General features: G+C 63.1%; 18 protein-coding genes. 4 read left to right on the top strand and 14 right to left on the bottom strand.

From position 1 onward, the window contains the following. Window positions 1–6 precede the first annotated feature (6 nt). From ACEN9T_RS05955 to ACEN9T_RS05935, 5 genes are all read right to left on the bottom strand, one after another. On the bottom strand, window positions 7–915 hold the full coding sequence (locus tag ACEN9T_RS05955) for a branched-chain amino acid ABC transporter permease (protein WP_413705784.1): 909 nt from the start codon (window positions 913–915) through the stop codon (window positions 7–9). A gap of 13 nt (window positions 916–928) precedes the next feature. After that, window positions 929–1,810 carry a branched-chain amino acid ABC transporter permease gene (locus tag ACEN9T_RS05950; protein WP_092970805.1) on the bottom strand — a complete coding sequence of 294 codons (882 nt, stop codon included), beginning with the start codon at window positions 1,808–1,810 and terminating at the stop codon, window positions 929–931. Between the two features lie 119 nt (window positions 1,811–1,929). Further along, window positions 1,930–3,090, bottom strand: a complete 1,161-nt coding sequence (locus ACEN9T_RS05945; protein WP_092970806.1) for an ABC transporter substrate-binding protein — start codon at window positions 3,088–3,090, stop codon at window positions 1,930–1,932. Between the two features lie 450 nt (window positions 3,091–3,540). Further along, window positions 3,541–6,222: a diguanylate cyclase domain-containing protein gene (locus tag ACEN9T_RS05940; RefSeq protein WP_413705783.1), complete on the bottom strand. Its 2,682-nt coding sequence runs from the start codon at window positions 6,220–6,222 to the stop codon at window positions 3,541–3,543. 108 nt (window positions 6,223–6,330) lie between these two features. Further along, on the bottom strand, window positions 6,331–6,771 hold the full coding sequence (locus ACEN9T_RS05935; protein ID WP_092970808.1) for a surface-adhesin E family protein: 441 nt from the start codon (window positions 6,769–6,771) through the stop codon (window positions 6,331–6,333). 125 nt (window positions 6,772–6,896) lie between these two features. On the opposite strand from ACEN9T_RS05935, the gene ACEN9T_RS05930 reads away from it, so the two are divergent. Then, window positions 6,897–7,697 carry a YhfC family intramembrane metalloprotease gene (locus ACEN9T_RS05930; protein ID WP_413705782.1) on the top strand — a complete coding sequence of 267 codons (801 nt, stop codon included), beginning with the start codon at window positions 6,897–6,899 and terminating at the stop codon, window positions 7,695–7,697. On the opposite strand, the gene ACEN9T_RS05925 is transcribed toward ACEN9T_RS05930, so the two are convergent. Genes ACEN9T_RS05925 through ACEN9T_RS05915 form a run of 3 tightly spaced genes read right to left on the bottom strand, consistent with a single transcriptional unit; the run spans window position 7,694 to window position 12,310 of the window. Next, window positions 7,694–9,052 carry a sigma-54-dependent transcriptional regulator gene (locus ACEN9T_RS05925; RefSeq protein WP_092970810.1) on the bottom strand — a complete coding sequence of 453 codons (1,359 nt, stop codon included), beginning with the start codon at window positions 9,050–9,052 and terminating at the stop codon, window positions 7,694–7,696. The genes ACEN9T_RS05930 and ACEN9T_RS05925 overlap by 4 nt on opposite strands. Then, a complete protein-coding gene (locus ACEN9T_RS05920; RefSeq protein WP_413705781.1) occupies window positions 9,049–10,965 on the bottom strand; it encodes a sensor histidine kinase in 1,917 nt (638 codons plus the stop codon). Before ACEN9T_RS05920 ends, ACEN9T_RS05925 begins: the two co-directional genes overlap by 4 nt. A gap of 4 nt (window positions 10,966–10,969) precedes the next feature. Further along, a complete protein-coding gene (locus ACEN9T_RS05915) occupies window positions 10,970–12,310 on the bottom strand; it encodes an MFS transporter (RefSeq protein ID WP_092970812.1) in 1,341 nt (446 codons plus the stop codon). A gap of 122 nt (window positions 12,311–12,432) precedes the next feature. Here ACEN9T_RS05915 and ACEN9T_RS05910 point away from each other — a divergent pair, with 122 nt between their 5' ends. Further along, on the top strand, window positions 12,433–12,582 hold the full coding sequence (locus tag ACEN9T_RS05910; RefSeq protein WP_413705780.1) for a hypothetical protein: 150 nt from the start codon (window positions 12,433–12,435) through the stop codon (window positions 12,580–12,582). 18 nt (window positions 12,583–12,600) lie between these two features. On the opposite strand, the gene galU is transcribed toward ACEN9T_RS05910, so the two are convergent. The 4 genes from galU to ACEN9T_RS05890 all read right to left on the bottom strand — a co-directional run bounded on the left by galU (window position 12,601) and on the right by ACEN9T_RS05890 (window position 16,635). Further along, window positions 12,601–13,551, bottom strand: a complete 951-nt coding sequence (gene galU / locus ACEN9T_RS05905; protein WP_092970813.1) for a UTP--glucose-1-phosphate uridylyltransferase GalU — start codon at window positions 13,549–13,551, stop codon at window positions 12,601–12,603. A 268-nt stretch (window positions 13,552–13,819) separates the two neighbouring features. Beyond that, window positions 13,820–14,638 (bottom strand): DNA-binding protein, encoded by an 819-nt coding sequence (locus ACEN9T_RS05900; RefSeq protein WP_092970814.1) that lies wholly within the window; start codon window positions 14,636–14,638, stop codon window positions 13,820–13,822. Window positions 14,639–14,959: 321 nt separating this feature from the next. Then, complete coding sequence (locus ACEN9T_RS05895) at window positions 14,960–15,970, bottom strand: ParB/RepB/Spo0J family partition protein (protein ID WP_092970815.1); 1,011 nt, start codon at window positions 15,968–15,970, stop codon at window positions 14,960–14,962. Continuing rightward, on the bottom strand, window positions 15,967–16,635 hold the full coding sequence (locus ACEN9T_RS05890; RefSeq protein WP_092970816.1) for a ParA family protein: 669 nt from the start codon (window positions 16,633–16,635) through the stop codon (window positions 15,967–15,969). Before ACEN9T_RS05890 ends, ACEN9T_RS05895 begins: the two co-directional genes overlap by 4 nt. A 414-nt stretch (window positions 16,636–17,049) precedes the next feature. On the opposite strand from ACEN9T_RS05890, the gene ACEN9T_RS05885 reads away from it, so the two are divergent. After that, window positions 17,050–17,253 (top strand): cold-shock protein, encoded by a 204-nt coding sequence (locus tag ACEN9T_RS05885; protein ID WP_004632415.1) that lies wholly within the window; start codon window positions 17,050–17,052, stop codon window positions 17,251–17,253. A 77-nt stretch (window positions 17,254–17,330) separates the two neighbouring features. Here the strand turns inward: ACEN9T_RS05885 and ACEN9T_RS05880 are convergent, their stop codons facing one another. After that, entirely contained in the window at window positions 17,331–18,407 is a 1,077-nt protein-coding gene (locus ACEN9T_RS05880) for a replication protein RepA (protein ID WP_004632417.1), read from the bottom strand. 1,436 nt (window positions 18,408–19,843) lie between these two features. Between ACEN9T_RS05880 and ACEN9T_RS05875 the strand changes: the two genes are divergently transcribed. Continuing rightward, complete coding sequence (locus tag ACEN9T_RS05875) at window positions 19,844–21,148, top strand: NCS2 family permease (RefSeq protein ID WP_092970817.1); 1,305 nt, start codon at window positions 19,844–19,846, stop codon at window positions 21,146–21,148. Window positions 21,149–21,438: 290 nt separating this feature from the next. On the opposite strand, the gene ACEN9T_RS05870 is transcribed toward ACEN9T_RS05875, so the two are convergent. Beyond that, the gene (locus ACEN9T_RS05870) at window positions 21,439–22,701 is read right to left on the bottom strand and encodes an integrase (protein ID WP_092970818.1); all 1,263 of its coding nucleotides are present in this window, start codon (window positions 22,699–22,701) and stop codon (window positions 21,439–21,441) included. Between the last annotated feature and the right edge of the window lie 16 nt (window positions 22,702–22,717).

Below are 22,717 nucleotides of genomic sequence, written 5' to 3'. Positions count from 1 at the left end.
GCGGCCTCAGTGCGATTCATTGGAAGCAGCCGGCGTGGTGCCCGTACCCGGCATGGTGCCGCCGCGCTTGATGCCGAACCAGCGCGCGAAACGCGCCGGATCCCAGATGCCCTTAGGCAGGAACAGCACGATCACCATCAGGATCACGCCGTTGACGACCAGGCGGAAATCCTTGAACGCACGCAGCAGCTCGGGCAGCAGCGACAGGATCAGGCTGCCGAGCACCGGGCCCGTCAGGCCATTCGTGCCGCCCAGAATCGTCATCGTGAGAATTTCAACGCCGCGGTCGAAGCCGAATTCGTTGGGGCCGATGAAGAACGTCAGGTGTGCATTGAGTGCGCCCGCGAGTCCGGCGATGGCCGCACCGAGCGTGAACGCCAGCAGCTTGGTACCGGCCACGTTGATGCCCATGAGGCCTGCGGCGGTTTCGTCTTCCTTGATGGCCTCGAATGCGCGGCCCACCTTCGACCGCCGCATGCGCGCCAGCACGAACAGCGTGGCCAATACGGCCAGCGCCACGTGCCACCACTGGGTCAATTGAGGAATGCCGTTCAGGCCCAGCGCGCCGCCGGTCCAGTTCTCGGTGTTCAGGATCAGCACGCGCACGACTTCGCCAAAACCAAGCGTGGCCATGGCCAGATACACACCGGAAAGACGCAGCGTCGGCCGGCCAATGACAACGGCCACCACGGCCGGTGCCACCATGCCGCCCAGCAGCGCGACCGAAAACGGCATATCGGCGTTCATCGTCAGCAGCGCGGAGGTATACGCGCCGATGCCCATAAAAGCCGCATTCGCCATCGCCAGCAGGCCGCACGACAGCGTGAGATAAATGGACAGCGCCAGCAACGCGTTGATGCCGAGCGTGAGCACCAGGTTGCTGTAGACCGACCAGAAGTTGTCGAACCATTCCATGTCGTCGGTCTCCTTATGCCTTGCGTTCGAGCACCTTGCCGAACAGCCCTTGCGGCCGCACCAGCAGGATCAGGAACAGCAGACCGAACGCCACCGCGTCGCGCATGGTCGAGCCGATGTAGGCCACCGACAGCACCTCGGCAAAGCCGAGGAACAGCCCGCCGAGCATCGCGCCGCGAATATCACCCAGGCCGCCCAGGATGATGACCGCGATGCCCTTGTGCAGCATCGGCTGGCCCATCAGCGGGAACACGGCGTTGGAGTACAGGCCGATCAGCACGCCCGACAACCCACCCAGCGCCGCCGCTGCAAACGAGGTCAGCAGGAACAGCCCTTCGACGTTGATGCCGAGCAGCGCCGCCGCCTTGGGCGACTCCGCAATCGCGCGCAGTGCGCGGCCGAGCTGCGTGCGCTTGAGCAGCAGCATGAGCGCCGCCATCAGCGCGAAGGACAGCACGATGATGCTCAGCTCCAACGGCGTGAGGTGAATGCCCCCCAGGTCCAGCGACGCATCGGACACGAGGCCTGCCGGGAAGCGCAGGTTCTCCGCCCCAAACACGCCCTGCATAGCGTTATTGATAGCGATGCCCGCACCGATGGTCCCGATCATCGGAATCAGGTGGGGCGCATTGCGGCGGCGCAGCGGGCGCAGCAGCAGCACATCGATGACGAGACCGGCCACGCCGCTCACGACGAAGCCGACGGCCAGCGCCGCCCACAGCGGCAGTTCGAAGTGGAGGACGACCTGCAGCGCCGCATAGGCGCCCAGCATGAAGACCGCGCCGTGCGACAGGTTGATCACGCCCAGGATGCCGAAAACCAGCGTGAATCCCAGGGCGAACAACGCATACACGCAGCCGAGCGACAGCGCATTGACGAGTTGCTGTTCCAGCATGATGAATCAGAGTAAGGTGCGGCCGAATGTCACCAAAGCAGCCGCAAAAAAAGCGATGGGGCGTAGGTTTAGCTACGCCCCGCCTGTCTCGTTCAAAGGGTTTCAACGAGAACCGAAGGTTACTTCTCGATCGTGTACTTGCCGTTCTTGGTTACGCTCACGATCGGCGTCTGCACGGCGTCGTAGCCGGCCGGCTTACCACGTGCCGTCACCTGACGGAAGGCAAACGCACCGGTCGCGCCGGTGTGCTTGACTGCCGGCAGTGCATCGCGGATCGCCTTGCGGTCGGCTTCGAGGTTGCCGCTGAACTTGACCGTCTTCAGCGCCTTGCTCGCGATGTACATGGCGTCGTACGCCTGCGCCGCAAACTGGTCCGGCGCTGCCTTGTACTTGGCGGTGTAGGCGGTGATGAACTTGCTGTTCTCGGCCGTGTGGTTCTCGATCGACCACGGGCTGCCCACCCACAGGTTGTCGGACTTGTCCTTGGCCAGGTCGAACACCTTGACCGAGTTCATCCCATTGCCGCCGATGATCGGCACGTTCAGGCCAAGCTGGCGCGCCTGCACCATGATCGGACCACCTTCGGCAATCAGCGCCGACAGCACGATCGCGTCCGGGTTCGTCGCCTTGATCTTGGTGAGCTGGGCCTTGAAGTCGACATCGCCCTTGGCGAAGGTCTCGGTGGTCGTCACCGGAATCTTCAGGTCTTCGAGCGCCTTCTTGAAGTTGTCGTAGCCGCTCTTGGTGAAGACGTCGTCGTTGCCGTAGAGCACGGCCACCTTCTTCACGCCGGCCTTCTTCACAACGGTCTGGATCGTGGCCGGCAGCACGTCGGCTTCGGTCACGGAATTGCGGAAGACGAAATCGCCGATGCTGGTGATGCCGTCTGCGGTGTTGGAGGTACCAAAGGCAACCGTCTTGGACGCCTGTGCGATCGGATCGGCCGCCTGTGCCGAGTTGGACAGCGTGGGGCCGAACACCATCGCCACCTTGTCTTGGAAGATCAGCTTCTTGAAGACGTTGATGGCCTCCTCCTTCTTGCCCTGCTCGTCTTCGATCACCAGCGCGATCTTGCTGCCGTTGATGCCGCCCGCAGCGTTGATCTCATCAGCAGCCAGCTGGAAGCCGTTGCGGATGGCCACGCCGTACTGGGCTGCGCCGCCCGACAGCGCTTCGGCCACACCGATCTTGATGTCCTGGGCCGCAGTTGCCGCGCCCGTTGCGATTGCCGCCCCCGCAGCCACTGCCGTCAACAGCAGCCGTTTGATCATTTTTTGCATGCGAACCTGCTCCTTGTTTGTCCGTCGCGATTGCTTGAATGCGATTCGTCTCGAAGATGCGCTGGCCCAACACCGTCGCTCCCCCCGCATGCGCCCTGCATCGCGTCCGGACGCTCGCCTGCCGGGTTTCGCGCCACAAAGACAAACAACGTTGGCGAAACGGCGGAAGACCTGCCGGGCGAGCGATGCCGGATCGGGCATGCGTGCGCCGGGAGTGCGTCGGAGTGTGAAGCGAAGGCGCCATGGGTACAGCGCTCTTGTGCGACGCGCCGGGGTGGCCGGCACGTGCAGTCAGTCGCCGGACTTTACCGGAAAGCGCACGACCGTGCGATAGGGGATTGTCCGCCGCCCGGCCTGGGGGACGGCTATTGCGGCGCAATATCGCCTGCGCGATACCGTCCAATCGACGTGGAGCGTACCCGTTTCTGCGTGACTTGCGGCACCGCGAAATTAGCCTGTCGAGAGCTCGTCGGCGCTCACAAACAACCCCTTGCCACGCGATTTGGCTTCGTACAGCGCCTCGTCGGCGGCTTCGAAGACGACGCTCTGCGCCAGCGTGCGCGCGTCGAAGGTCGCGATACCGATGCTCGCGCCAACCTGCACCATCGCCTCACGCAAGCGAAACGGCTTGTTGCAGGCGGCAAGAATATTGGCGGCGACCGTCTTCGCGTCGTCCGGGTGCGACAGGTGCTCCAGGATGACGGCGAACTCGTCACCGCCAAAACGCGCCACGCCGTCGTACGGGCGCACGGCGCGCGCCAGGCGCTGCGCGAAGGTACGCAGCAGCACATCGCCCACGGCGTGCCCGTGCGTGTCGTTGACCACCTTGAAGTGGTCGAGATCAATCAGCAGGAGCGCTCCGGTGGATCCGTTCACACGCGCCTGGTCCAGCGCCGCCAGCAAACGCTCTTCAAAGCCGGCCCGGTTGGCCAGACCGGTGAGGTGATCGGTGGTGGTCAACGCGCGCAGGTGCAGCTCCTGCTTCTTGCGCTCCGTGATATCGAGCGTGACCGAATGCACGCCCGTCACGCGGCCTTGCGCATCGAACTGCGGAAGGTAGCTGACCTCTTCGCACCGGTACAGATCGCGGCCGCGGAGCTCGCGCTCGAAGACCATCGTCTCGCCACCCAGCGCACGCCGCAACGCATCGCGAAGGCTGCTGTAAGCATCGTCACCCACGACTTCACGCAGGGTCTGTCCGAGCACGCTCGCGGCCGATCGCCCATACGCTTTCTCGTAAGCGGCATTCAGGAAGCGGAAGCGCTCGTCGATGTCGATGAAGGCCACCAGCGCGGGCAGCGCGTCGGTCACGGTCTGCAGCGTTTCGCGGCTGCGCTGCAGCGCTTCCTTGGCGGCCCTGTCCTGCGTGATGTCGCGCATGACCGACGAAAAGTACTCCATACGCCCGGCTGGATCGCGGTGCGCGATGATCATGTGGTTGATCGGCACGACCTGACCTTCAGCACCTCGCGCGGTGGTTTCGCCAATCCATACCCCATCGCGCGCGGCCGCAGGCACGGCCACCTCGCGCAGCCAGCCCATCGTCTCGGGTGGGTAGAAATCCGCAACGGTCAGGCCTTGGAGATTAGCATCCAGCGCAATGCCGGCAAACCGGCGGCCGGCCGGATTCATGTAGGTGATGTTGCCCTGTACGTCGCTCTGCGCAACGAAGTCGGTGGTGGAGTCGAGAATCTTGGTCAGCACGCGCGAAGCCTGTTGCGCCCGCGCCCGTATGGTGATGTCTTCCATGACACCAACGTGGCCGACCACCTCGTCGTCTACCCGCACCGGCGCCGTCGTGACCACCAGCAATCGCTCGCCGATGCCGGGCACGATCACACGCTGCTCGGCGTTGTAGCCGGCGCCTCGCGCGACCGCATCGCGCCAGCCGGCCATGGTGGCATCGCGGTCGTCCGGATGCAGGCGCGCGAGCCATACATCGGCCAGCGCCTCTTCATGCGTGGCACCAAGCAGGCGGCGGTACGCCTCGTTGGTATAGACGGTCCGGCCATCCGCATCCGAGCGAAACAGCCCGAGCGGCGAAGCATCGTTCACGGCTTCCAGCTCGGCACGCTGGCGCATGACCTCGCCCATCAGCCTATGGAACGCTGTCGATACGGCATCGATTTCCGCGGAAGCACCGTCCAACTGGAGCGGCGGCGCGTTGCGCAAGTCCGTGGCCGATAACTGCGTCATGGCGGCATGCAAGCGGCCAAGCGGGCGCAACAGCCACAGCATCGCCGCCCACACCGATACGCCAATCAGCGCCGCCAGCACCAGGAGCGACCAGCGAAAACGCTGACGCATGAGGAATAGCTGGCGGTTTGCCTCGGCGCCGGGCAGCACGGCAGCAAGCGTCCAGCCCGCCGCGATGATGTCTTGCGTGGTGACCACGTCACCGCCAGGCTCAGGCAGCGCATCCGGGTCCGCGCGGAAGGCCGCAGCCGCCACAGGATCGGCATCCAGCGGCGCAAGCGTCTTGTCGGCCTCGGGGTGCACGATATAGATAGGGTTGTCGCCTCGCGTGATCAGGTAGACGTGGCCGGTCTGGCCCACGCGCGTGTCGCGCAGGTCGCCCAGAAAGTTCGGCTTGAGGAGGTACAGCGACGCGCCGATCAGCCCGACGAGATTGCCGTCCGGATCGTGCACAGGCGCGGCCATGATGACGATGGGCTCTCCGCCCACGCGGTTGCGAAGCGGCGCGGAGATGGTCGGCTGATCGACGACCATGACCTGCTTGAAGTAATCCCGATCTGAAATATCGATGCCGACCACGCCCTCGCGGTGCGGCGAAGTGGCCGTCACCTTACCCTCGGCCGAGGCCAGGAACACGCCGTCGAACAGGCCGCTGACCGGCTGGATGGATCGGTAGAACGCCGCTTCCTGCGCGGGGCTGTCGAACCGCACGGTGCGCATCTGCTGCGCGGTGCGCTCGAGCACACCCAGGTAGGTGTCCAGCCGCTGCTTGAGATCTTCCGCCGACTCCTTGACCAGGGCCGTCTGTTGCACCTTGATCTGCGCCATCACCTCGCGGCGGATCGGCTCGCGCTGCGACCAGCCGAACAGGCTCACCACCGTCACGCTGATGACGGTCGCCATGATGGCCGCCTGCGACTTCAGGGTCAGTTTCATCGGACCGTCGGCTGGCACCGGCGCCCCTCGCGACCGGTGTCTTGTTGTGATGGGAGGGCAAACACCATAGTGCTATGCCCGCCGGTCAATGTCGAGTCGCCGCGGTGTCTAACGGCGGCTGCAGACGTACGCGGCGGAGCGCGCAGCGAGCGTACCGGAGCGGATGCGCATCCAGTGCGCGCCGGCGGCGGTATCGGTATCGAGCGTGGCGCCGTCGGGGCCGCGCACCACATAGTCGACCAGGCGGATGCGTTGGCGATGGCAGTCGATCTCCTGGCGCGAGAGGATCACGGTGCCGGGCCGGTAGCGGGCCCCATGGGCGCGGCGTTCGCTGCGCCTGAGCACCGTGCGCGCCAGAAAGGTCTTATGGCCGGTACGGTTGGAGCGCAGCGACGTGCGATCGATGGAAGCCACGACGGATGTCGTCGTCAGGTATTCGTGCCAGCGTCCAGCCTGGGCAGGCACCGCCATGCCAAAGGCGCCCACGCCGACACCGCATATCCAGATCCACCGCCACATCATGCGTTTCACGACCGTCCGTCCTGCCATATCAAGAAGCCAAGAAGCGGCACTGCTGCCGCAGGCACATATTGTAACAATCGGTCCGCAAGACTCGCGCCCGCGCCCTCAGGTAGCATGCGGCCACCTTCATTGCCTCAGCTGCGCCATCCGCCATGCCCACCGTCGCCGTGTCTGCCCTCGTTGCCCATGCCGTCGCCGCTTTGCTTATCGCAAGCGTGCCGGTCGTGGCGTGGTTCTGGTTGCGGCGGCGCTTTGACCTGGCGTGGCGCGACATCGGCGTGGGCGCGGCGGTGTTTGTCGTGTTTGCGCTGATACTGGAACGCACGCTGCACCTGTATCTGCTGCAGCTCAACCCGATCACCGCGCGCTGGCTGCGCATGCCCGTGCTGTTTGTCATCTACGGCGCGCTGATGGCCGGTTTGTTCGAGGAAAGCGGCCGCTGGCTTGGCCTGCGTTTTCTCGTGCGCAAGCCGGGGGGTGCCGCCACACCTGTGGCCTACGCGCTCGGTCACGCGGGCATCGAAGCGTGGCTGGTCGGTGCGGCATCGCAGGCGCAGATGGTGATGTTCGGCATTGCCGCCAACCGCGGCGAGCTGGAATCGCGCCTCGCGGCCAGCGGCGCCGATGCCATGGTCGGGACCATCCACGCCATGCTGGCGCAGCTCTCGCCGTGGCTGGCGCTCGGTGCGGTGAGCGAGCGCATTGCCGCGATGCTGATCCAGTTCACGCTCACGCTGGTGGTGTGGCACGCCGTGCGGCAGCGGCGGTTTGTGATTGTCGTGCTGGCGGTGCTGCTGCACGCGCTGGCGGACGTGCCCGCTGCGCTGTACCAGGTACGTGTGCTGCCCTTGGCAGTGACCGAAGCAATCTATGCCGTGGCGGCCGTGCTGCTGGCAGCAACGTGCTGGCCCCCGCAAGGCGGCCGCAAGATCGGCGAATCCTCGCTGCGCTAACTGCTGCGGAAGCGGTCCGGCTCGATCCCGTGCCGGTTGAGCTTGTCGTACAGCGTCTTGCGCGGCACGGCCAGCAGATCGGCCGCACGGGCAACGTTGCCCTCCGTCGCGCGCAGCGCTTCCTCGATGGTGGTGCGTTCGACCGCCATCATCCGGCCCGCCAGGGAATGCTGGCTCGCTTCTGAAACCACGAGGCCGTCGTCCAGGCCGAGGCAAAAGCGCTCGGCCACGTTCTTGAGCTCACGCACGTTGCCAGGCCAGTCGTGGTGTTGCCAGCGCATCATGTCCTGCGCAGACCAGTCGGGCGCCGCACGCTCGTAGCGCACCGCGGCCTGCTGCAGAAAGTGGGCCATCAGCAGCGGAATGTCTTCGGCACGCTGGCGCAACGCCGGTAGCGCAATCGACACGACATTCAGGCGGTAATACAAGTCCGCGCGGAACTGCCCGTGATCGGATGCATCCTTCAGGTCGACCTTGGCGGCAGCCACCACACGGCAATTGACCGGCACGCTCGCGTTGCTGCCCAGCCGTTCGATGCTGCGTTCCTGCAGCGCGCGCAGCAGCTTGGCCTGTAGCGACAGCGGCATCGATTCGATTTCATCCAGAAAAAGCGTGCCGCCATCCGCATATTCCATCTTGCCGATGCGGCGGCGGTTAGCCCCCGTAAATGCGCCCGCCTCGTGGCCGAACATCTCGCTCTCGAACACGGATTCCGGCAGCGCCGCGCAGTTGAGCGCGACGAACGGCCCGCGACGTCGGCTGCCTTCGTGAATGGCACGCGCGAGCACTTCCTTTCCCGAGCCGGTCTCGCCCGTGACGAGGATGTCCGCATCGGTCGGTGCCAGTGCGGTGACAAGCCGGCGCACGTTCTGCATGACGGCGCTCTGGCCGATCAACGGGTACGCCTGCCGGCCCTGCAGCGCTTCGCGCAGACGCAGGTTTTCGGACGTGAGCCGGCGTTTTTCCAACGCGCGCCGCACCACATCGACGAGGCGCTCGGAGTGGAACGGCTTCTCCATGAAGTCGTAGGCGCCGGCGCGCATGGCAGCCACCGCCATCGTCACATCGCCATGACCGGTGATGAGGATGACGGGCAACTGGCGGTCGTGCTGCAGCATCTCTCGCAGCACAGCAATGCCGTCGCGGCCGGGCAGGCGCACGTCGGTGACGACCACGGCGGGCGTTTGCGCGGCGAGTGCGGCCAGCGCGCTTTCCGCATCGGCAAAGGATTGCACGGGCACATCCGCCAGCGTGAGCGCTTGCTCGCAGCCCAGGCGCACCACGTCATCGTCTTCGATCAGGAAGACGGGCGCGTGGTCGATGGGGGAAGGGTCCGGCGTACCGTGTTCAGTCATGTCGGTTTCACAACGCGTTCAAGCTCGATGATGAATTCTGCGCCACCCGCATCGTCAGCCGCATTGCGACCTTCGAGCCGGCCGCCAAAGTCTTCGATGATCGCCAGCGAAATCGCCAAGCCGAGCCCCAGGCCCTGGCCATCGTCCTTGGTGGTGAAGAACGGCTCAAACAGGCGCGGCAGCACGTCGGCGGGAATGCCCGGGCCGAAGTCCCGCACGGTGATGCGTACCCATTTCTCGATGGGTTCGACGCTCACGCGCACGGTAGCCGAGTCGGCTGCGGGGGCCTCGGCGGTGGCATCAATGGCGTTGCGGATGAGGTTGACGAGCACCTGCTCGAGCCGCACAGCGTTGGCCCAGACCGCAAGATCGGCCGGCACCGGCTCGGCCATCACCGTCACGCCGGCCTGGCGGCGACGGGTCTCAACCAGCATCAGTGCTTGGCGGATGGCCTCGTCCACCGACACGACCGCGCGTGCCGCATCGCCCTTACGCGAGAACGCCTTGATGTGCGAAACGATACGCCCCATGCGCTCGGCAAGCTGGCTGATGTGTGTGAGGTTGCCGCGCACTTCGTCGATGCGGCCGCGCTCGGCAAGCTGGTTGGCGTTGTCGGATAACGTGGTCAGCGCGGTGAGCGGCTGGTTGAGTTCGTGCGTGATGCCGGCGGCCATCTGGCCGAGCACGGCGAGCTTGCCGGCCTGCACGGCGGCATCGCGCGTTTCGCGCAGGATGCGTTGCGCGGCATCGAGCGCTTCGACCTTGCCGGCCAGCGCGGTGTTGGCGGAGGTCAGCTCCGCAGTGCGCTGGGCGATGCGCGCTTCCAGATCACGCTGGATCTCGCGCAGCGCGGCGCGCGCGCGGTGCTGCTCTTCACGCCGGCGCGTACGCAAACGCAAAGCAACGAGTACGGCGAAGATCAGCGCCATCGCAAACGCGGCGCTTGCACCGGCCACCAGCGCGGTGCGCTGCTCGTCGCGCGGGTCGATCAACACGGCGACTTGCCAGCCGAGCAGGCCCACCGGGCGGTACTGCACACGCAGTGTCGATACCGATTTTCCGGGCAACGCCACGCGCACGGTCTGCGGCGGCTGGTCCGCAGAAAAGGGTACGCTCGCAGCTTGCCCATCGCTCATCCCGAGCGGCGTGAGGATGTGTGGGGCGTACTGGCGCGTCGCGTCGAGTGCGGCGCGCTGGTCCGCGCTCAAGGTGCCGAGCGTGCGGTATTTCCACTCGGGTACGGACGACAGGAAGATCACGCCGTGCCGATCCACCAGCAGCACCGTATCGCCGCTGCGCGACAACGTGGCCTCGAACGCATCGAGGTTGACCTTCACGACCACCACGCCGATCGGCTTGTTGTCTTCGCGCACGGGAGCGGCGACGAAATAGCCCGTCTCGCCCGTGGTGTTGCCGACGCCGTAAAAGCGACCGAGCCCTTCGCGCATGGCCTCGACAAAGTACGGGCGGAATGCGTAGTTCTGGCCGACGAACGAGGTCGGCAGATCCCAGTTGCTGGCCGCAATCGTGAGGCCGGTCGTATTGATCAGATGAGCGGCGGCCAAGTCGGTGGCCGCCTGGACTTCTTTCAGATAGGCGTTGGCCGCGCGACGCATGACGGCGTCGCCAGCCTGGGGATTCTCTTGCAGCGCGACGTGCAGCACATGCTCCAGCGCCGCCAGCCTCGGCAATGACTCATAGCGCGCCAGCGTGCTGCGTAGGTTCTGCGCATAGAAAGTGGTGCGCTGGCCGGCCTCTTCAGCACGCGTGGCGACGTAGCGCTGCAGGGCGACGGCGTACGCGCCCCACCCCGCTGCTGCGCAGCACGCCGCCATGGCCAGCGCGACGGCCACGCGCCAGCCACGCCCGCGTGCGGGTTGGGCAAGGTCGGCATGGCCGTCGGTTGGCGACATGGGTTCAATGTTCGATGCGGGAATGCTCGCGAGTATCGCGCATGAACACGTACACCAACAGCGACAGGAAGATCGTGCCCGTCACATACCAGTAGAACAGCGATTCGTGGCCCGCCTGCTTCAGCCACAGCGCAATGTACTCGGCCGTGCCGCCAAAGATCGACACCGTGAGTGCATACGGCAGACCCACGCCCAGGGCGCGGACCTCCGCGGGGAACAGTTCCGCCTTCACCACCGCGTTGATCGACGTGTAGCCCGAGACAATCACCAGCGCGGCCATGATCAGGAAGAAGGCCGTCCACACGTTGGTGGTCTGGCTGATGCCGGTCATGATGGGCACGGTGAACAGCGTACCCAGCACGCCGAACGCAATCAGGATCGGACGGCGGCCAATGCGGTCGGACAACCCGCCCACGATCGGCTGCAGCATCGCGAACAGCAGCAGCGTGGCACCGGACACCAGCGTCGCCGTGTCCTTTGACAATCCCACCGTGTTGGCCAGGAACTTCTGCATGTAGATCGAGTACGTGTAGAACGCCACCGTACCGCCCATCGTCAGTCCCACGACCGTTGCAACGGCGCGCGGATGCTTGGCCAGTTCCGACAGCGTGCCGCGCTTCTTGTTTGCCTTAGCGGCAGTAAAGGACTGCGTTTCCTCCATGTGCGAGCGCATGGCCATTGCCACCAGCGCACACAGCGCGCCGATGAAGAACGGAACGCGCCAGCCCCACGCCTCAAGCTGTGCCGGCGACAGCACGAACTGCTGCAGCACGATCAGCAGCGCCAGCGCCGTCAGTTGGCCGGCGATGAGCGTGACGTACTGGAAGCTTGAATAGAAGCCGCGGTTTTCCTTGTTGGCGACTTCGCTCAGGTACGTGGCCGAGGTGCCGTATTCCCCACCGACTGACAGGCCCTGCAGCAGACGGGCCAGCACCAGCATCACCGGTGCCGCAACGCCGATGGTCGCGTAGCTGGGCGTGAGCGCAATGATGAGCGAGCCCGCGCACATGAGCACCACCGAGAAGAACAGTGCGCGCTTGCGGCCGTAGCGATCGGCGTAGATGCCCATCAGCCAGCCGCCCACCGGACGCGCCAGGAAGCCCACCGCAAACACCGCCGCCGTATTGAGCAGCTGCGCGGTCTGGTCGCCCTTGGGGAAGAAAGACTTGGCAAAGTACAGCGCGAACGCCGAGTAGACATACCAGTCGTACCACTCGACCAGATTGCCAACCGAACCGGAGAAGATGGAACGCAGACGACGGCGTACGTCTGCGGGAGTGTCTTTGGTGGGGGCCTGCGCGGGCGAAAAATCGCCCGTGACCGCACCAGCCTGAGGCTGCGTCATGGTGTCTCCTTGGAGCGTTGGCGGCGGCCTTTGCTGGTGACATGTCGCACATAGAACTGCATGTGCGACGTCCGAGCGGTCCGCCGGTTTATGGGTGGTCGCTCTTACTCAAGAAGCATTCCATGCGAAAAGCAGACGCGCAGATCCGCCGCAAAAGCCCGTGGCGCAAGGCTTTGCAGGAAATCGACGGAACGGTGGACGACGGGAGGAGTGTGCGGTTTCTCAGAATCGACCGCGGCGACCTGTGCGGAAACCCGCACGATCGATTCTGAGAAAGGGAGAGGCGAAGCTCAGGCGGCCACGCTCAGCGGAATGGTGTCGCGGACCAACGAATCCAGTTCGGCGGACACCTCTTCATGCGTTGCGGACAGGCCTAGACGGTCATGCAGATACGCTTCAAAGTCAGCGCGCACTTCCGGATGGCGCAGCGCAAACTCGACCGTCGCCTGCAGGTAACCGAACTTGCTGCCGCAATCGAAACGCTGACCACGGTAGCGATAAGCCAGGATCTGCTCTTCAGCGAGCAGGCTCTGGATGGCGTCGGTCAATTGCAACTCGCCGCCTGCGCCCGGCTTCAGATTGCGCAGATGATCGAAGATGCGCGGCGTCAGGATGTAGCGGCCGACCACGCCCAGATTGGACGGCGCATCCTTGGGCGCCGGCTTTTCGACAATGGCATCGAGCTTGACCAGACGGTCATCCCATTCGCGGCCGGCGACCACGCCGTACGAACGCGAGGCTTCCGGCGCAATCGTCTCCACGCCCACGATGGAGCAACGATAGTGATCGTAAAGCTCCGTCATCTGCTGCATGACGGGCGGCTGGTTGTCCAGCAAGTCGTCCGCCAGGATCACGGCGAAGGGCTCATCGCGTACCAGTTTCTGCGCACAAAGCACGGCGTGGCCGAGACCCAGGGTCTCGGGCTGGCGGACATAAAAGCACTCGACGCCGGACGGTTTGATGGACTGCACCATCTCCAGCAATGCGTGCTTGTTCTTGGCGGCCAGCTCAGTTTCCAGTTCGTAGGCCTTGTCGAAATGGTCTTCGATAGCGCGCTTGGCGCGGCCCGTAATGAAGATCATCTCCGTAATACCCGCAGCGGCAGCCTCTTCCACCGCATATTGGATCAGCGGCTTATCGACGATCGGGAGCATCTCTTTCGGGCTCGCCTTGGTGGCGGGTAGAAAACGTGTACCGAGTCCTGCCACGGGAAACACGGCCTTGGTGATCTTCTCGTTCATGACAACTCCATTGGTGAGACGTAGCGTCATGAGCAAGTCATATGCCAGCGCAAGCCCAATGCCTCAACCCTTTGATGGAGCAACCATTTGGCGTGCCGCCCGCAGTATCGCGGGCACCGCATCGGCGCCATTCCTACAACCCGTTGCAACTCCGTCGCACCAACTTTCAGCGCCGAAAGTCGAAAAGCGTACCCAATTCTGCGTGCCGGTTTGTGCTCAATTTGCCGTCGGCCGGACCAATAAGCACCCGCCGACAAGACATTAGAAATCAGGAAGATGGCTTGACCCAGCCGCGCGAGACGGGCGCGTTGCGCTCCGGCGTGCGGCGGTAGGCATCAATCTGCGCGTTCAATTGCGCGACTTCGGCCTCCAGGGTGCGGATACGCTGGCGCAATTGATCGGCTTCGTTTTGCGTCTGCTGGCGCACCGCATCGTTCTGCAAACGCAGAAAGCGCTCCGTACCCGCCAGCGCGCTGGCCGCCCCTTCCAAGCGCGTCACGGTCTCCATGGTCTGCTCCAGGCGCTCAAGGGTCGCATCGGTCAACTTGGGCGGCACGGCAGGCGCGGTGGCAAGCGCCTCGCCAAGACGGCGCTCCAAGTCGGCCATGGCAGCCTGCAATTGCCGATTGCGGGCAGCTTCGTGCTCCAGAGCGCGCTCGGCCACCTCGGCGCGAATGCGCGCTTCCATCCATTCGGCGCCTGCACCGGGCGCGCCAATGGCGCGCGAGGCGATGCGGTTTCGCTCATCACGTGCCGAAAGCGTACCCGTTTCTGCGTGAGCCAACGGGATCGGCCACGTCTCAATCGCGTCCGCGGCGACACCGTTTGCAACCGGTCCGCGCCCCTGCGCGCGGTCTACCGCCTTCTGCAACGTCGTATTGCTCGGACGTCGGCGCACTCCCGCCTCTGCCAACCACTGTACGTAGCGCCGAACGCCGTAAATACGACGTGTCACGGCCTGAACGGCTTCGATCACCTCATCCAAGAACACCGCGTTGTCGTGCGGGAAGGCGATATCCAGCCTCCGGATCGCTTCAACGATCCGCTGCTGCTGCTCAGCCGAGAAATAGAGACCAGGGCGTGCCATAAGGGCTATCAGGTGTACTTGCAGTGTACATCAAGGGTTAAAAACCTCAAATACCTTGTTAAATGCTACATTATTTATTTATTGCTTAATTGTAGTTGCAGTCCAGTTCTGGATCGTCGGCTTGGCCTGCCGACATCAAATCTGCTCATTTCGGCGCACGTTGGGTGGTGCCGCGCACGGCTCTGCGTGGCATCTCCGAACCTGTCAGCCAACGCAGAAACGGGTACGGTCCACGCACTGACAAGCTTCTGAGCCGTCGAAAATTGAGGCAAAAAAAAGCGCCCCATTGGGCGCTTTCGGATGAGCAAAGCTGTGGCGGAACTACAGTAAAGCGACGTCCAGGCCGAAACGGCTCTTCAGTGCCTCAACCAACGATTCCCGGGCGCCACGATCCCCTAGCTTGACATCGAGCATCACGCGGCCGGAATCCCACTCCTTGATTGTGCCGAGAAGATCACCTTCAGCACTTCGAATCTTGTACTGGCGGCTGACTTCCTTGACCTTTCGGGTGCGCCCTTCCTGAGCCACTTTGCGGATCTGCTCCACATCGCGGCTGGAGAGTCCCTCTTCCAGTACGCGATGCACCAGCTCACGCGTGCGGTCTTCGCCGGCGCTCTTGAAGTACAGCGTCAACTCATATCCGGTCGCGATACCGATGCCAGCTGGTCGCTCCTTCATTACTTCCAGCACCGATTCCGGCAGCTTCAACAGTGCCAACGTCTTATTGACCGTTCCTGCGGAGACGCCGGTAATCTCACAAATATCTTCTTCTTTTTTAACTTTTCCTTCATCTAGTAACTGCCGCCAGGCGATAGCGTTGTCCAGCACAGATTGCCCGGAACGCTGCTCGTTCAAGACGAAGGACAGCCGGTAGAAATCGATGTCTGACAGGCCGTCTTCGATGAAGCAGTCCATCTCGACCTTCCCCGCAGCGGCCAAGGCGCGCTTACGGTAATGGCCATCGATCAGAACATACCAGCCTGGCCGCGCCGGATCTGGCGCCGCCAACCCTGGTGTCTGCTGACCGTGCGTAGCGATGGATGCCGCCCGTTCCTGAACGATCTGCGGATCGTAGATGCGACGGGCGTTGAGCGGATTTTCTTGCAGCCGTTCAAGCGGAACCTTGATCACCCGGCGTTCGGAAGTATTCGCAGGTGAGGGACTTTCAGCGCTGAAAGCGGGATCTGGGGCGGCTTGCCCGAGCAGACCGCGGGGGTGAGAGGTAATCGCTTTTTCTGCCAATGCAAAGCGATCGACCGGTGTCGTTTTGGTCTTTTCTGCGGCAATGCCGGCCAGCATGCCGTCTTTGAGCGATTTCAACTTCGCGCTCATACACGTTCCTCCTGCAACAACTGCAACACCTCGTCGATCAAGGTGTCGACTTCACTCACGGCTTCTCGGGCACCGTACACCCCGTGCACCGTCGCCCCGATCGCTTGGCACTCCCGAAATGCGGAGCGCGAACCGATCATGGATTCCATCAAAGGGATATCACCATCATCACCAAGAATTTCAATTGCTTGCTTCGCGAGCGAGACGCGCCGCTGAACCATGTTCGCCAGCACGCGAATACGCAGCGTTTCGTTGGTGACTTGTGCCTGCTGCGCAAGCGCTTTGGCAGCCACGGCAGCCCACAAATCAGGCGGCGACGGCACAACGGGGATCAACGCAATATCGGAGATAAGAAGTGCACTTGACGATGACGGCGAGTGAACCGCCGGCGGACAATCGACCACGATGTAATCGTAATCCGCCACAAACTTACGGACCTCTCGATGCATGGCGCCACCAGAGGGGGCTAGGCCGATCACCGAAGCCGGAAAGGGCTTGTCTTCCGGCGCTTGAGCGGCCCAGCGTGTGGCCGTTCCTTGCTCGTCCATATCGACAAGCAGCGTCTTACTCCCTCGCAAACCAAGGGTTCCGGCGATGTGCATGCTGACCGTGGTCTTGCCGCATCCGCCTTTCTGATTGAATACCGTTACGATCTTGGCGCTCACTGGGCCTCCACTTTCAGCGCTGAAAGTCAGCAGCGCTCATCTTAGGGAAGACCGCAAGAAAACACAAGATCGATAAAATTCAATTTATACAAATCGCATCGTTGAGACGGGTGGGCGATGCGTAGAACAAGCGATTTTCAATTCACCTAAATTGAGATGTAAATGCGGTCTTTAGCGCATAACTTCATGCGTTCGACCCTGCATTTACGGGCTTCCTAGGTGTTTACCAGTGAGATGCATAAAAGCGACATTTCGGAAAAATGCCGCCCATCGACACTGTGGCTCAAACTGGTTATGATGCTTAGACAGTCGTCTGAAGACTTTGTCTACGCAAGATTCGGAATCAGCCGGTTCTTCGTGCGATGTCCGGATCGGCTGGACGACGTGTTTTTTGTTTTTTAAAGGAATTTTTGCATGGCCACGGGTACTGTCAAATGGTTTAACGAAACCAAAGGCTTCGGCTTCATCACTCCGGACGGCGGCGGCGCAGATCTGTTCGCGCACTTCTCCGAAATTCAGGGTTCGGGCTTCAAGACCCTGAAGGACGGCCAGAAGGTCACCTTCGAGGTGAAGCAAGGCCCGAAGGGTCTGCAAGCCTCGGCGATCAAGCCGGAATAAGTTTCGGGCTGATCGCCTGAGATGAAAAAGGGGAGCTTCTGCTCCCCTTTCTTTTTGTCTGCCGCTTCCGCTGTGCTTCAGGCCAACTTCCGTACGCTGGTGCGCGACGGCTGCAGAATCAACGCCTTGGATGAATCAGCATCCACCTTCGCGTCCGGATAAACAACCAGCACGTCCTTCAGCGCCTTGCGGAACAACGCCCGGAATTTCCGCTCGCTTTCGGTCTCGGTGCCGAATTGCATCTGCAGCGCTTCCCAAGGGATCTCTGTACGCTTCTGGATCGTAAAGAAGCGGTATGTCAGCCACGAATACACATCCAGCGCAAACGGCGATTGTTTGAGCGCCTTCAACGCACGCATATCCACCGGCACAGGCCGATTCACAAGCTCGTTGAAGAATGGCTCAGACAGCACCACGAAGCTCTCGAACATCGAGCCCTGACCCGGCTGCATCGGATCCCACCAGGTCGATAGCTGATCGGCCAGCAAGTAGCCGATGCGATCGATCGACAGCGGTTCCTGATTCTGATTCTGGCTGCTGGGCGCCGACTTGTTCTGCACGATGGCAATCGTGGCAGAGAAGAGCCGAATCATCTGCTGGCGCACCAGCGTCATGGTGCCCCGCTTGCCGCCCGTGGCCATCGGGATGCCCAGGTTGTACATGAACTCGGACAACGAGTTGCCCAGGGAAATGCGCCGATCTTCCACTGTGCCCTGGAATTCGCCGCGCTTCTTTTTGGCCATGATCTCCTTGCCGATCCAGGCCAGCATCAGGCGCGGATACGAGCCATAGGGATAGCCAAAGGAGACGGTCTCGGAGACGATGCGCTGCCGGCCGTTGCTCGCCCGCTCGGAACGCTGTTGCGTGAAGTAGCCGGGCTGGATCATCAGCGAGATGTTACCGCTCGAGCGCGTCCAGACCGGCGGTGCACCTTTGGGAGCCCGATAGGGCAGGGTGACCTGCACGCTGGCACGACTGAGAAAGCCGACTTCGCCGCTCTGCCAGGCGTCTTCGCGCTCCATCGCCTGCGCTTCGTCGAACAGGCGCTGAAACTTCTCTGGCGCGGCAATGACTTGCCCTCCCGAGGGGACGATGATGCGGCCGGGCGAATTGTCGTCCGGTTTCCCATTGGGTGTGAGGCGTTTGGTGACCATGGTGGGCAAGAATTGTTCAGAGCCTTTGTACTAAAACGCCTTCGCCTTGTCACGCAGAATTGGGTACGTTTTCTGATTTTTACTCGTTGTCGCGGGAAGGGCATCGGTGGGCAACCGTTAAGGTTGTCCACGGAAGACCTTTCCTCACTACAAGCTATATATACCTTCTACGTTTACTACAGGTAAACCGTATACGCGGCCCGCAAAGCCTTGCCAGCATTGGGTTCAGTGGGGTAAACCGAACCAGATTCTGCGAGGGTGCGAACCAGATTCTGCGCAATGGCGTACCCGCTTCTGCGCGAAACCGTACCCGCTTCTGCGCATTGGGCGTACCGGAATCTGCGGGGACAACATCATGTTATCCACAGTGTTATCCACAGAAAACAGGGGGCTGGCCCGGCCGTTTCGATGTGTTTCCGCAAGTGCGTACCCGTTTCTGCGGCCGATCTTGCGATTTTGGGGGCTCGTGCAGCTAGTCGGCCACCGAAGCGTACCTGTTTCTGCGTGAATAAGGGCAAATTCCGCGTGTACCTGCGTACCCAAATCTGCGTGTGCGACGAAGCTCGTGATTTTCTTGTCCCAACTCTTGCGCCATTCCAACGAGAGCGAGTGCACGCTTCGAGCCGTCGGACCTGGCGCCATGCGTACCTGTTTCTGCGTGACGGTTCGCCAGCTGCGTACGGCTGGCATTTCAACTGGCCTTCGCACCGGACTGACGAATTCTGAACTTTCATCGCTGAAACCAACACGAGAGGATGCTGTTTGCCGGGGGCCTCGTGGCTCCGCGTTCTGATCCCCGTACCTGTTTCTGCGGGTAAAAAGCCTTATTGGCCAAGGGCTTGGCGAGGCGGCCTGCAGATAAAGCGTACCCGTTTCTGCGGAGCATCGCGCAGAAACGGGTACGGCCGATCCAAAGAGGTTTCCGCAGAAACGGGTTCGCTGTGAGTCGCGGCGTGGCGCCGTCATGCGCAGAAACGGGTACGGTGCGCACTTCAATGGCGCGCAGAAACGGGTACGCCTTTGCGCTTCATCACGCGCCCCTGCTCCTGCAGAAGCTTGTACCCATTTCTGCGGAAGCAAGCGCAGAAATGGGTACGCCAATCGCTAAGCACGCCGCATGGCTCCGGGTTTTCGCAGAAACGGGTACGGTTTGTTGGCCGGGCCCGGCCTCCCGTTGCCGAGGCGATGCGTCTTGCCGGGCGAGTGCACACGCCCGGCGTTTCGGGCATCATGCGCATCCCGCGCGCCGGCCTGGCACTTGGCTGGCGCGTTTTCCATCATTCGATTCGCATGAACAGTATTTCGACCGTGCCGCCTTGGGGCGCCGGAATCTTGCTAACAGTAGCCTCGCCCCGTGGTGGGCGTGCATCGGGGGAGCCACGCGCAAGACAGCGCCGGCCGGCGATGACACTTCACAACAAGAGGAGACAACCTGAATGACCTGGCTCGCGCGCACCTTCAAGCTCGAGGAACACCAGACCAACGTTCGCACGGAAGTGCTCGCGGGGCTGACGACGTTCCTCACGATGGCGTACATCATCTTCGTCAACCCGAACATCCTGGCTGACGCAGGCATGCCGCACGACGCGGTGTTTGTCGCCACCTGCATTGCCGCGGCGATCGGCACGATCATCATGGGGATGTATGCGAACTACCCGATCGCGATGGCGCCGGGCATGGGGTTGAACGCCTACTTTGCGTACGCGGTGGTCAAGGGCATGGGTTTTACGTGGCAGGCGGCACTGGGCGCGGTGTTCATTTCCGGCTGCCTGTTCTTGCTGGTGAGCGTGTTCCGCATCCGCGAGATGATCGTGAACGGTATTCCGCATTCGATTCGCGTGGCGATCACCGCGGGTATCGGCTTGTTCCTGGGCATCGTGTCGTTGCGCGGGGCCGGGCTGATCGTCGGGAATCCGGCGACGCTTGTGACGCTGGGCGACGTGCACCAGCCTTCGGTCATCCTGGCGGTGATCGGCTTCTTCTTGATCGTGGCACTGGACCACCTGCGCGTGAAAGGCGCCATCCTGATCGGCATTCTGGCCGTGACGGCGGCGAGCTTCTTCTTTGCGGGCAACACCTTCCACGGCGTGGTGTCGATGCCGCCGTCGCTCGCGCCTACGCTGATGCAGCTCGACATCATGGGCGCGCTTTCGGTGGGCATTCTGAACGTGGTGCTGGTGTTCTTCCTGGTGGAGCTGTTTGACGCAACCGGCACTCTGATGGGCGTGGCCAACCGCGCGGGCCTGCTCAAGCAGGGCAAGATGGACCGCCTGAACAAGGCGCTGCTGGCCGACAGCACGGCCATCATGGCTGGCTCACTGCTGGGCACCTCGTCGACCACCGCCTATATCGAAAGCGCTTCGGGTGTGCAGGCCGGCGGCCGTACCGGGCTGACGGCGCTGACGGTGGCGGTGCTATTCCTGCTGTGTCTGTTCTTCTCGCCGCTGGCTGGCGTGGTGCCGGCCTACGCGACGGCGCCCGCGCTGCTGTATGTGTCGTGCCTGATGTTGCGCGAACTGGTGGACCTGAACTGGGAAGACACCACCGAAGCGGTGCCGGCCGTGCTGACGGCGTTGATGATGCCGTTCACGTATTCGATCGCCAACGGCGTCGCGTTCGGCTTCATCACGTACTCGGGGCTGAAGCTGTTCACGGGGCGCATGCGCGAGGTGCCAATCATCGTGTGGATCATCTCGGCGGTGTTCCTGTTCCGCTTCTTCTATCTGTCGGGCGGTCACTGAACGCCAGAGTCTTCAGGCAACACACAATGAACGCGGACTCTCGGGTCCGCGTTTTTTTTTGGGAGCATTTGCGCCAAAGCGTACCCGTTTCTGCGTGCGATTTCAGGGCCGAACGTACCCGTTTCTGCGTGCCACTGTCGACGATTCAGTGGCTGAGCGTACCCAATTCTGCGGACGACGTAAGCGACAACTGTCACGCGAATCGTGCCAACAATTGCTTTTGACAATGCGTGAATGTGGTATCCGCGCAGGCGGTACGTACCCGTTTCTGCGCAATGTATGGAGGATTGTCAGGCGGACGGCAGGGCCAGTTTGCGGGCTGCGTCGGCAATGCTGGCGGCCAGATCGGCTTCACGTGCGCGTACGGCGATGCTCGGCAGGGCGGCCAGGCCAAGCGCATGGGCGACGTTTGCTGCGGCCTCACCTGCGGCAAGCCGCTCGCGTAAGTGAGCGCCGCGCACGCCGCGCAACGAGGCATTCGCCAGGCGGACGGCCGCATCGGCGTGGCCCGTGGCGCGAGCGTACTCAGCGGCTTCGCCGAGCATGGCCTTGACGATGAGCAGCAGTTGCGAACGCGAGGCGATGCCCTTGCGCTCGCCAAAGTCGCGACGCAGGGCAGGCGAGTCGATGATGGTGCCGTCCGCGCGTCGCGGCGAGCGCTTGCGCACCGACAGCAGCAGCGGCGTGGCTTCGTTCGGTAGCGGCAACGGTGACAGGCCAAAGGCCGCACGGTATTCGCGCAGCGCAGACATCAACGCATCGCATGGCAGCCAGCGCTGTGAGCGGCCTGTGCCGATCGCCAACAGCCAGACCGACGCCGGCAGCAGTGCGTCGGATGTTGCGTGCTCGGCCGGCACGGCGTGCAGCGCCACGTCGCCCATGCGTGCAGACACCAGCTCCGATACACGCATGCCCGCCTGTGCGAGCAGCACGGCGAGGAAGTGGTCGCGCGCCTGACGCAAGCGCGCTTCACGGCCCAAGGCGACACGGGCGCGAACGGCATCGATCATCAATGCCATGTCGGACGCGCCGAGTGCAGTGCCCGGTTCGGGTGTTGCGACGTACCTGGCTGCAGGCGCGCTTGGCGCCGGCACGGTAATGACCATCGCATCGTCATCGAGAAACGGGTTCACGCGCAGATAGCCCGCACGCTGCAGCCAGCCGCAGAGGTTCGCCGCGATGATGCCGCTCTGCCGTGTGGAGCGCGCCGAGAGCGGGCCCCGCAACGGCGTCCAGTTGGCATCGTCGCGTTCAATGCCGCGCGCACTGATCGCCCAAGCGGGCGGTTCTTGCAAAAAGCGCAGATAGGCCGACGCGTCCTCGCGCGCCCAGCTTGCGATCGGCTTACCGAATGTGCGCGCGTACCAGCACACGCGCTCGGCTTCCACGCGGTACTGCGACAGCGTGGAAGCGCTCACCGCGCGGGCGCCAGACGCCCGCGCAGCGAGCCACGCCTGCACGCGTTCGCGCTCTTGCGCGAAAGCCTGCAGATCGGCCTGGGAAGCGGCGTTATCGGGAAGGGGCACGGCATCGGCCGGGCGCGGTTCGAGCATGCGGAGCGTGTGTAGC

It is taken from the genome of Ralstonia sp. Ralssp110, assembly GCF_047325135.1.
Classification (GTDB): domain Bacteria; phylum Pseudomonadota; class Gammaproteobacteria; order Burkholderiales; family Burkholderiaceae; genus Ralstonia; species Ralstonia mojiangensis.
Note: the sequence above shows the minus strand (reverse complement) of the source record. Positions and strands in the feature narration are given on the sequence as shown.

What these genes read in the sequence shown, in the direction of transcription:
- ACEN9T_RS05895 (WP_092970815.1), bottom strand. Translation starts at nt 15,970, where the DNA reads ATGAGCGCGAAGTTGAAATCGCTCAAAGACGGCATGCTGGCCGGCATT.
- ACEN9T_RS05940 (WP_413705783.1), bottom strand. Translation starts at nt 6,222, where the DNA reads ATGAAACTGACCCTGAAGTCGCAGGCGGCCATCATGGCGACCGTCATC.
- ACEN9T_RS05915 (WP_092970812.1), bottom strand. Translation starts at nt 12,310, where the DNA reads ATGACGCAGCCTCAGGCTGGTGCGGTCACGGGCGATTTTTCGCCCGCG.
- ACEN9T_RS05925 (WP_092970810.1), bottom strand. Translation starts at nt 9,052, where the DNA reads ATGACTGAACACGGTACGCCGGACCCTTCCCCCATCGACCACGCGCCC.
- ACEN9T_RS05880 (WP_004632417.1), bottom strand. Translation starts at nt 18,407, where the DNA reads ATGGTCACCAAACGCCTCACACCCAATGGGAAACCGGACGACAATTCG.
- galU (WP_092970813.1), bottom strand. Translation starts at nt 13,551, where the DNA reads ATGAACGAGAAGATCACCAAGGCCGTGTTTCCCGTGGCAGGACTCGGT.
- ACEN9T_RS05935 (WP_092970808.1), bottom strand. Translation starts at nt 6,771, where the DNA reads ATGGCAGGACGGACGGTCGTGAAACGCATGATGTGGCGGTGGATCTGG.
- ACEN9T_RS05920 (WP_413705781.1), bottom strand. Translation starts at nt 10,965, where the DNA reads ATGTCGCCAACCGACGGCCATGCCGACCTTGCCCAACCCGCACGCGGG.
- ACEN9T_RS05930 (WP_413705782.1), top strand. Translation starts at nt 6,897, where the DNA reads ATGCCCACCGTCGCCGTGTCTGCCCTCGTTGCCCATGCCGTCGCCGCT.
- ACEN9T_RS05875 (WP_092970817.1), top strand. Translation starts at nt 19,844, where the DNA reads ATGACCTGGCTCGCGCGCACCTTCAAGCTCGAGGAACACCAGACCAAC.
- ACEN9T_RS05950 (WP_092970805.1), bottom strand. Translation starts at nt 1,810, where the DNA reads ATGCTGGAACAGCAACTCGTCAATGCGCTGTCGCTCGGCTGCGTGTAT.
- ACEN9T_RS05955 (WP_413705784.1), bottom strand. Translation starts at nt 915, where the DNA reads ATGGAATGGTTCGACAACTTCTGGTCGGTCTACAGCAACCTGGTGCTC.
- ACEN9T_RS05870 (WP_092970818.1), bottom strand. Translation starts at nt 22,701, where the DNA reads ATGCTCGAACCGCGCCCGGCCGATGCCGTGCCCCTTCCCGATAACGCC.
- ACEN9T_RS05910 (WP_413705780.1), top strand. Translation starts at nt 12,433, where the DNA reads ATGCGAAAAGCAGACGCGCAGATCCGCCGCAAAAGCCCGTGGCGCAAG.
- ACEN9T_RS05900 (WP_092970814.1), bottom strand. Translation starts at nt 14,638, where the DNA reads ATGGCACGCCCTGGTCTCTATTTCTCGGCTGAGCAGCAGCAGCGGATC.
- ACEN9T_RS05945 (WP_092970806.1), bottom strand. Translation starts at nt 3,090, where the DNA reads ATGCAAAAAATGATCAAACGGCTGCTGTTGACGGCAGTGGCTGCGGGG.
- ACEN9T_RS05885 (WP_004632415.1), top strand. Translation starts at nt 17,050, where the DNA reads ATGGCCACGGGTACTGTCAAATGGTTTAACGAAACCAAAGGCTTCGGC.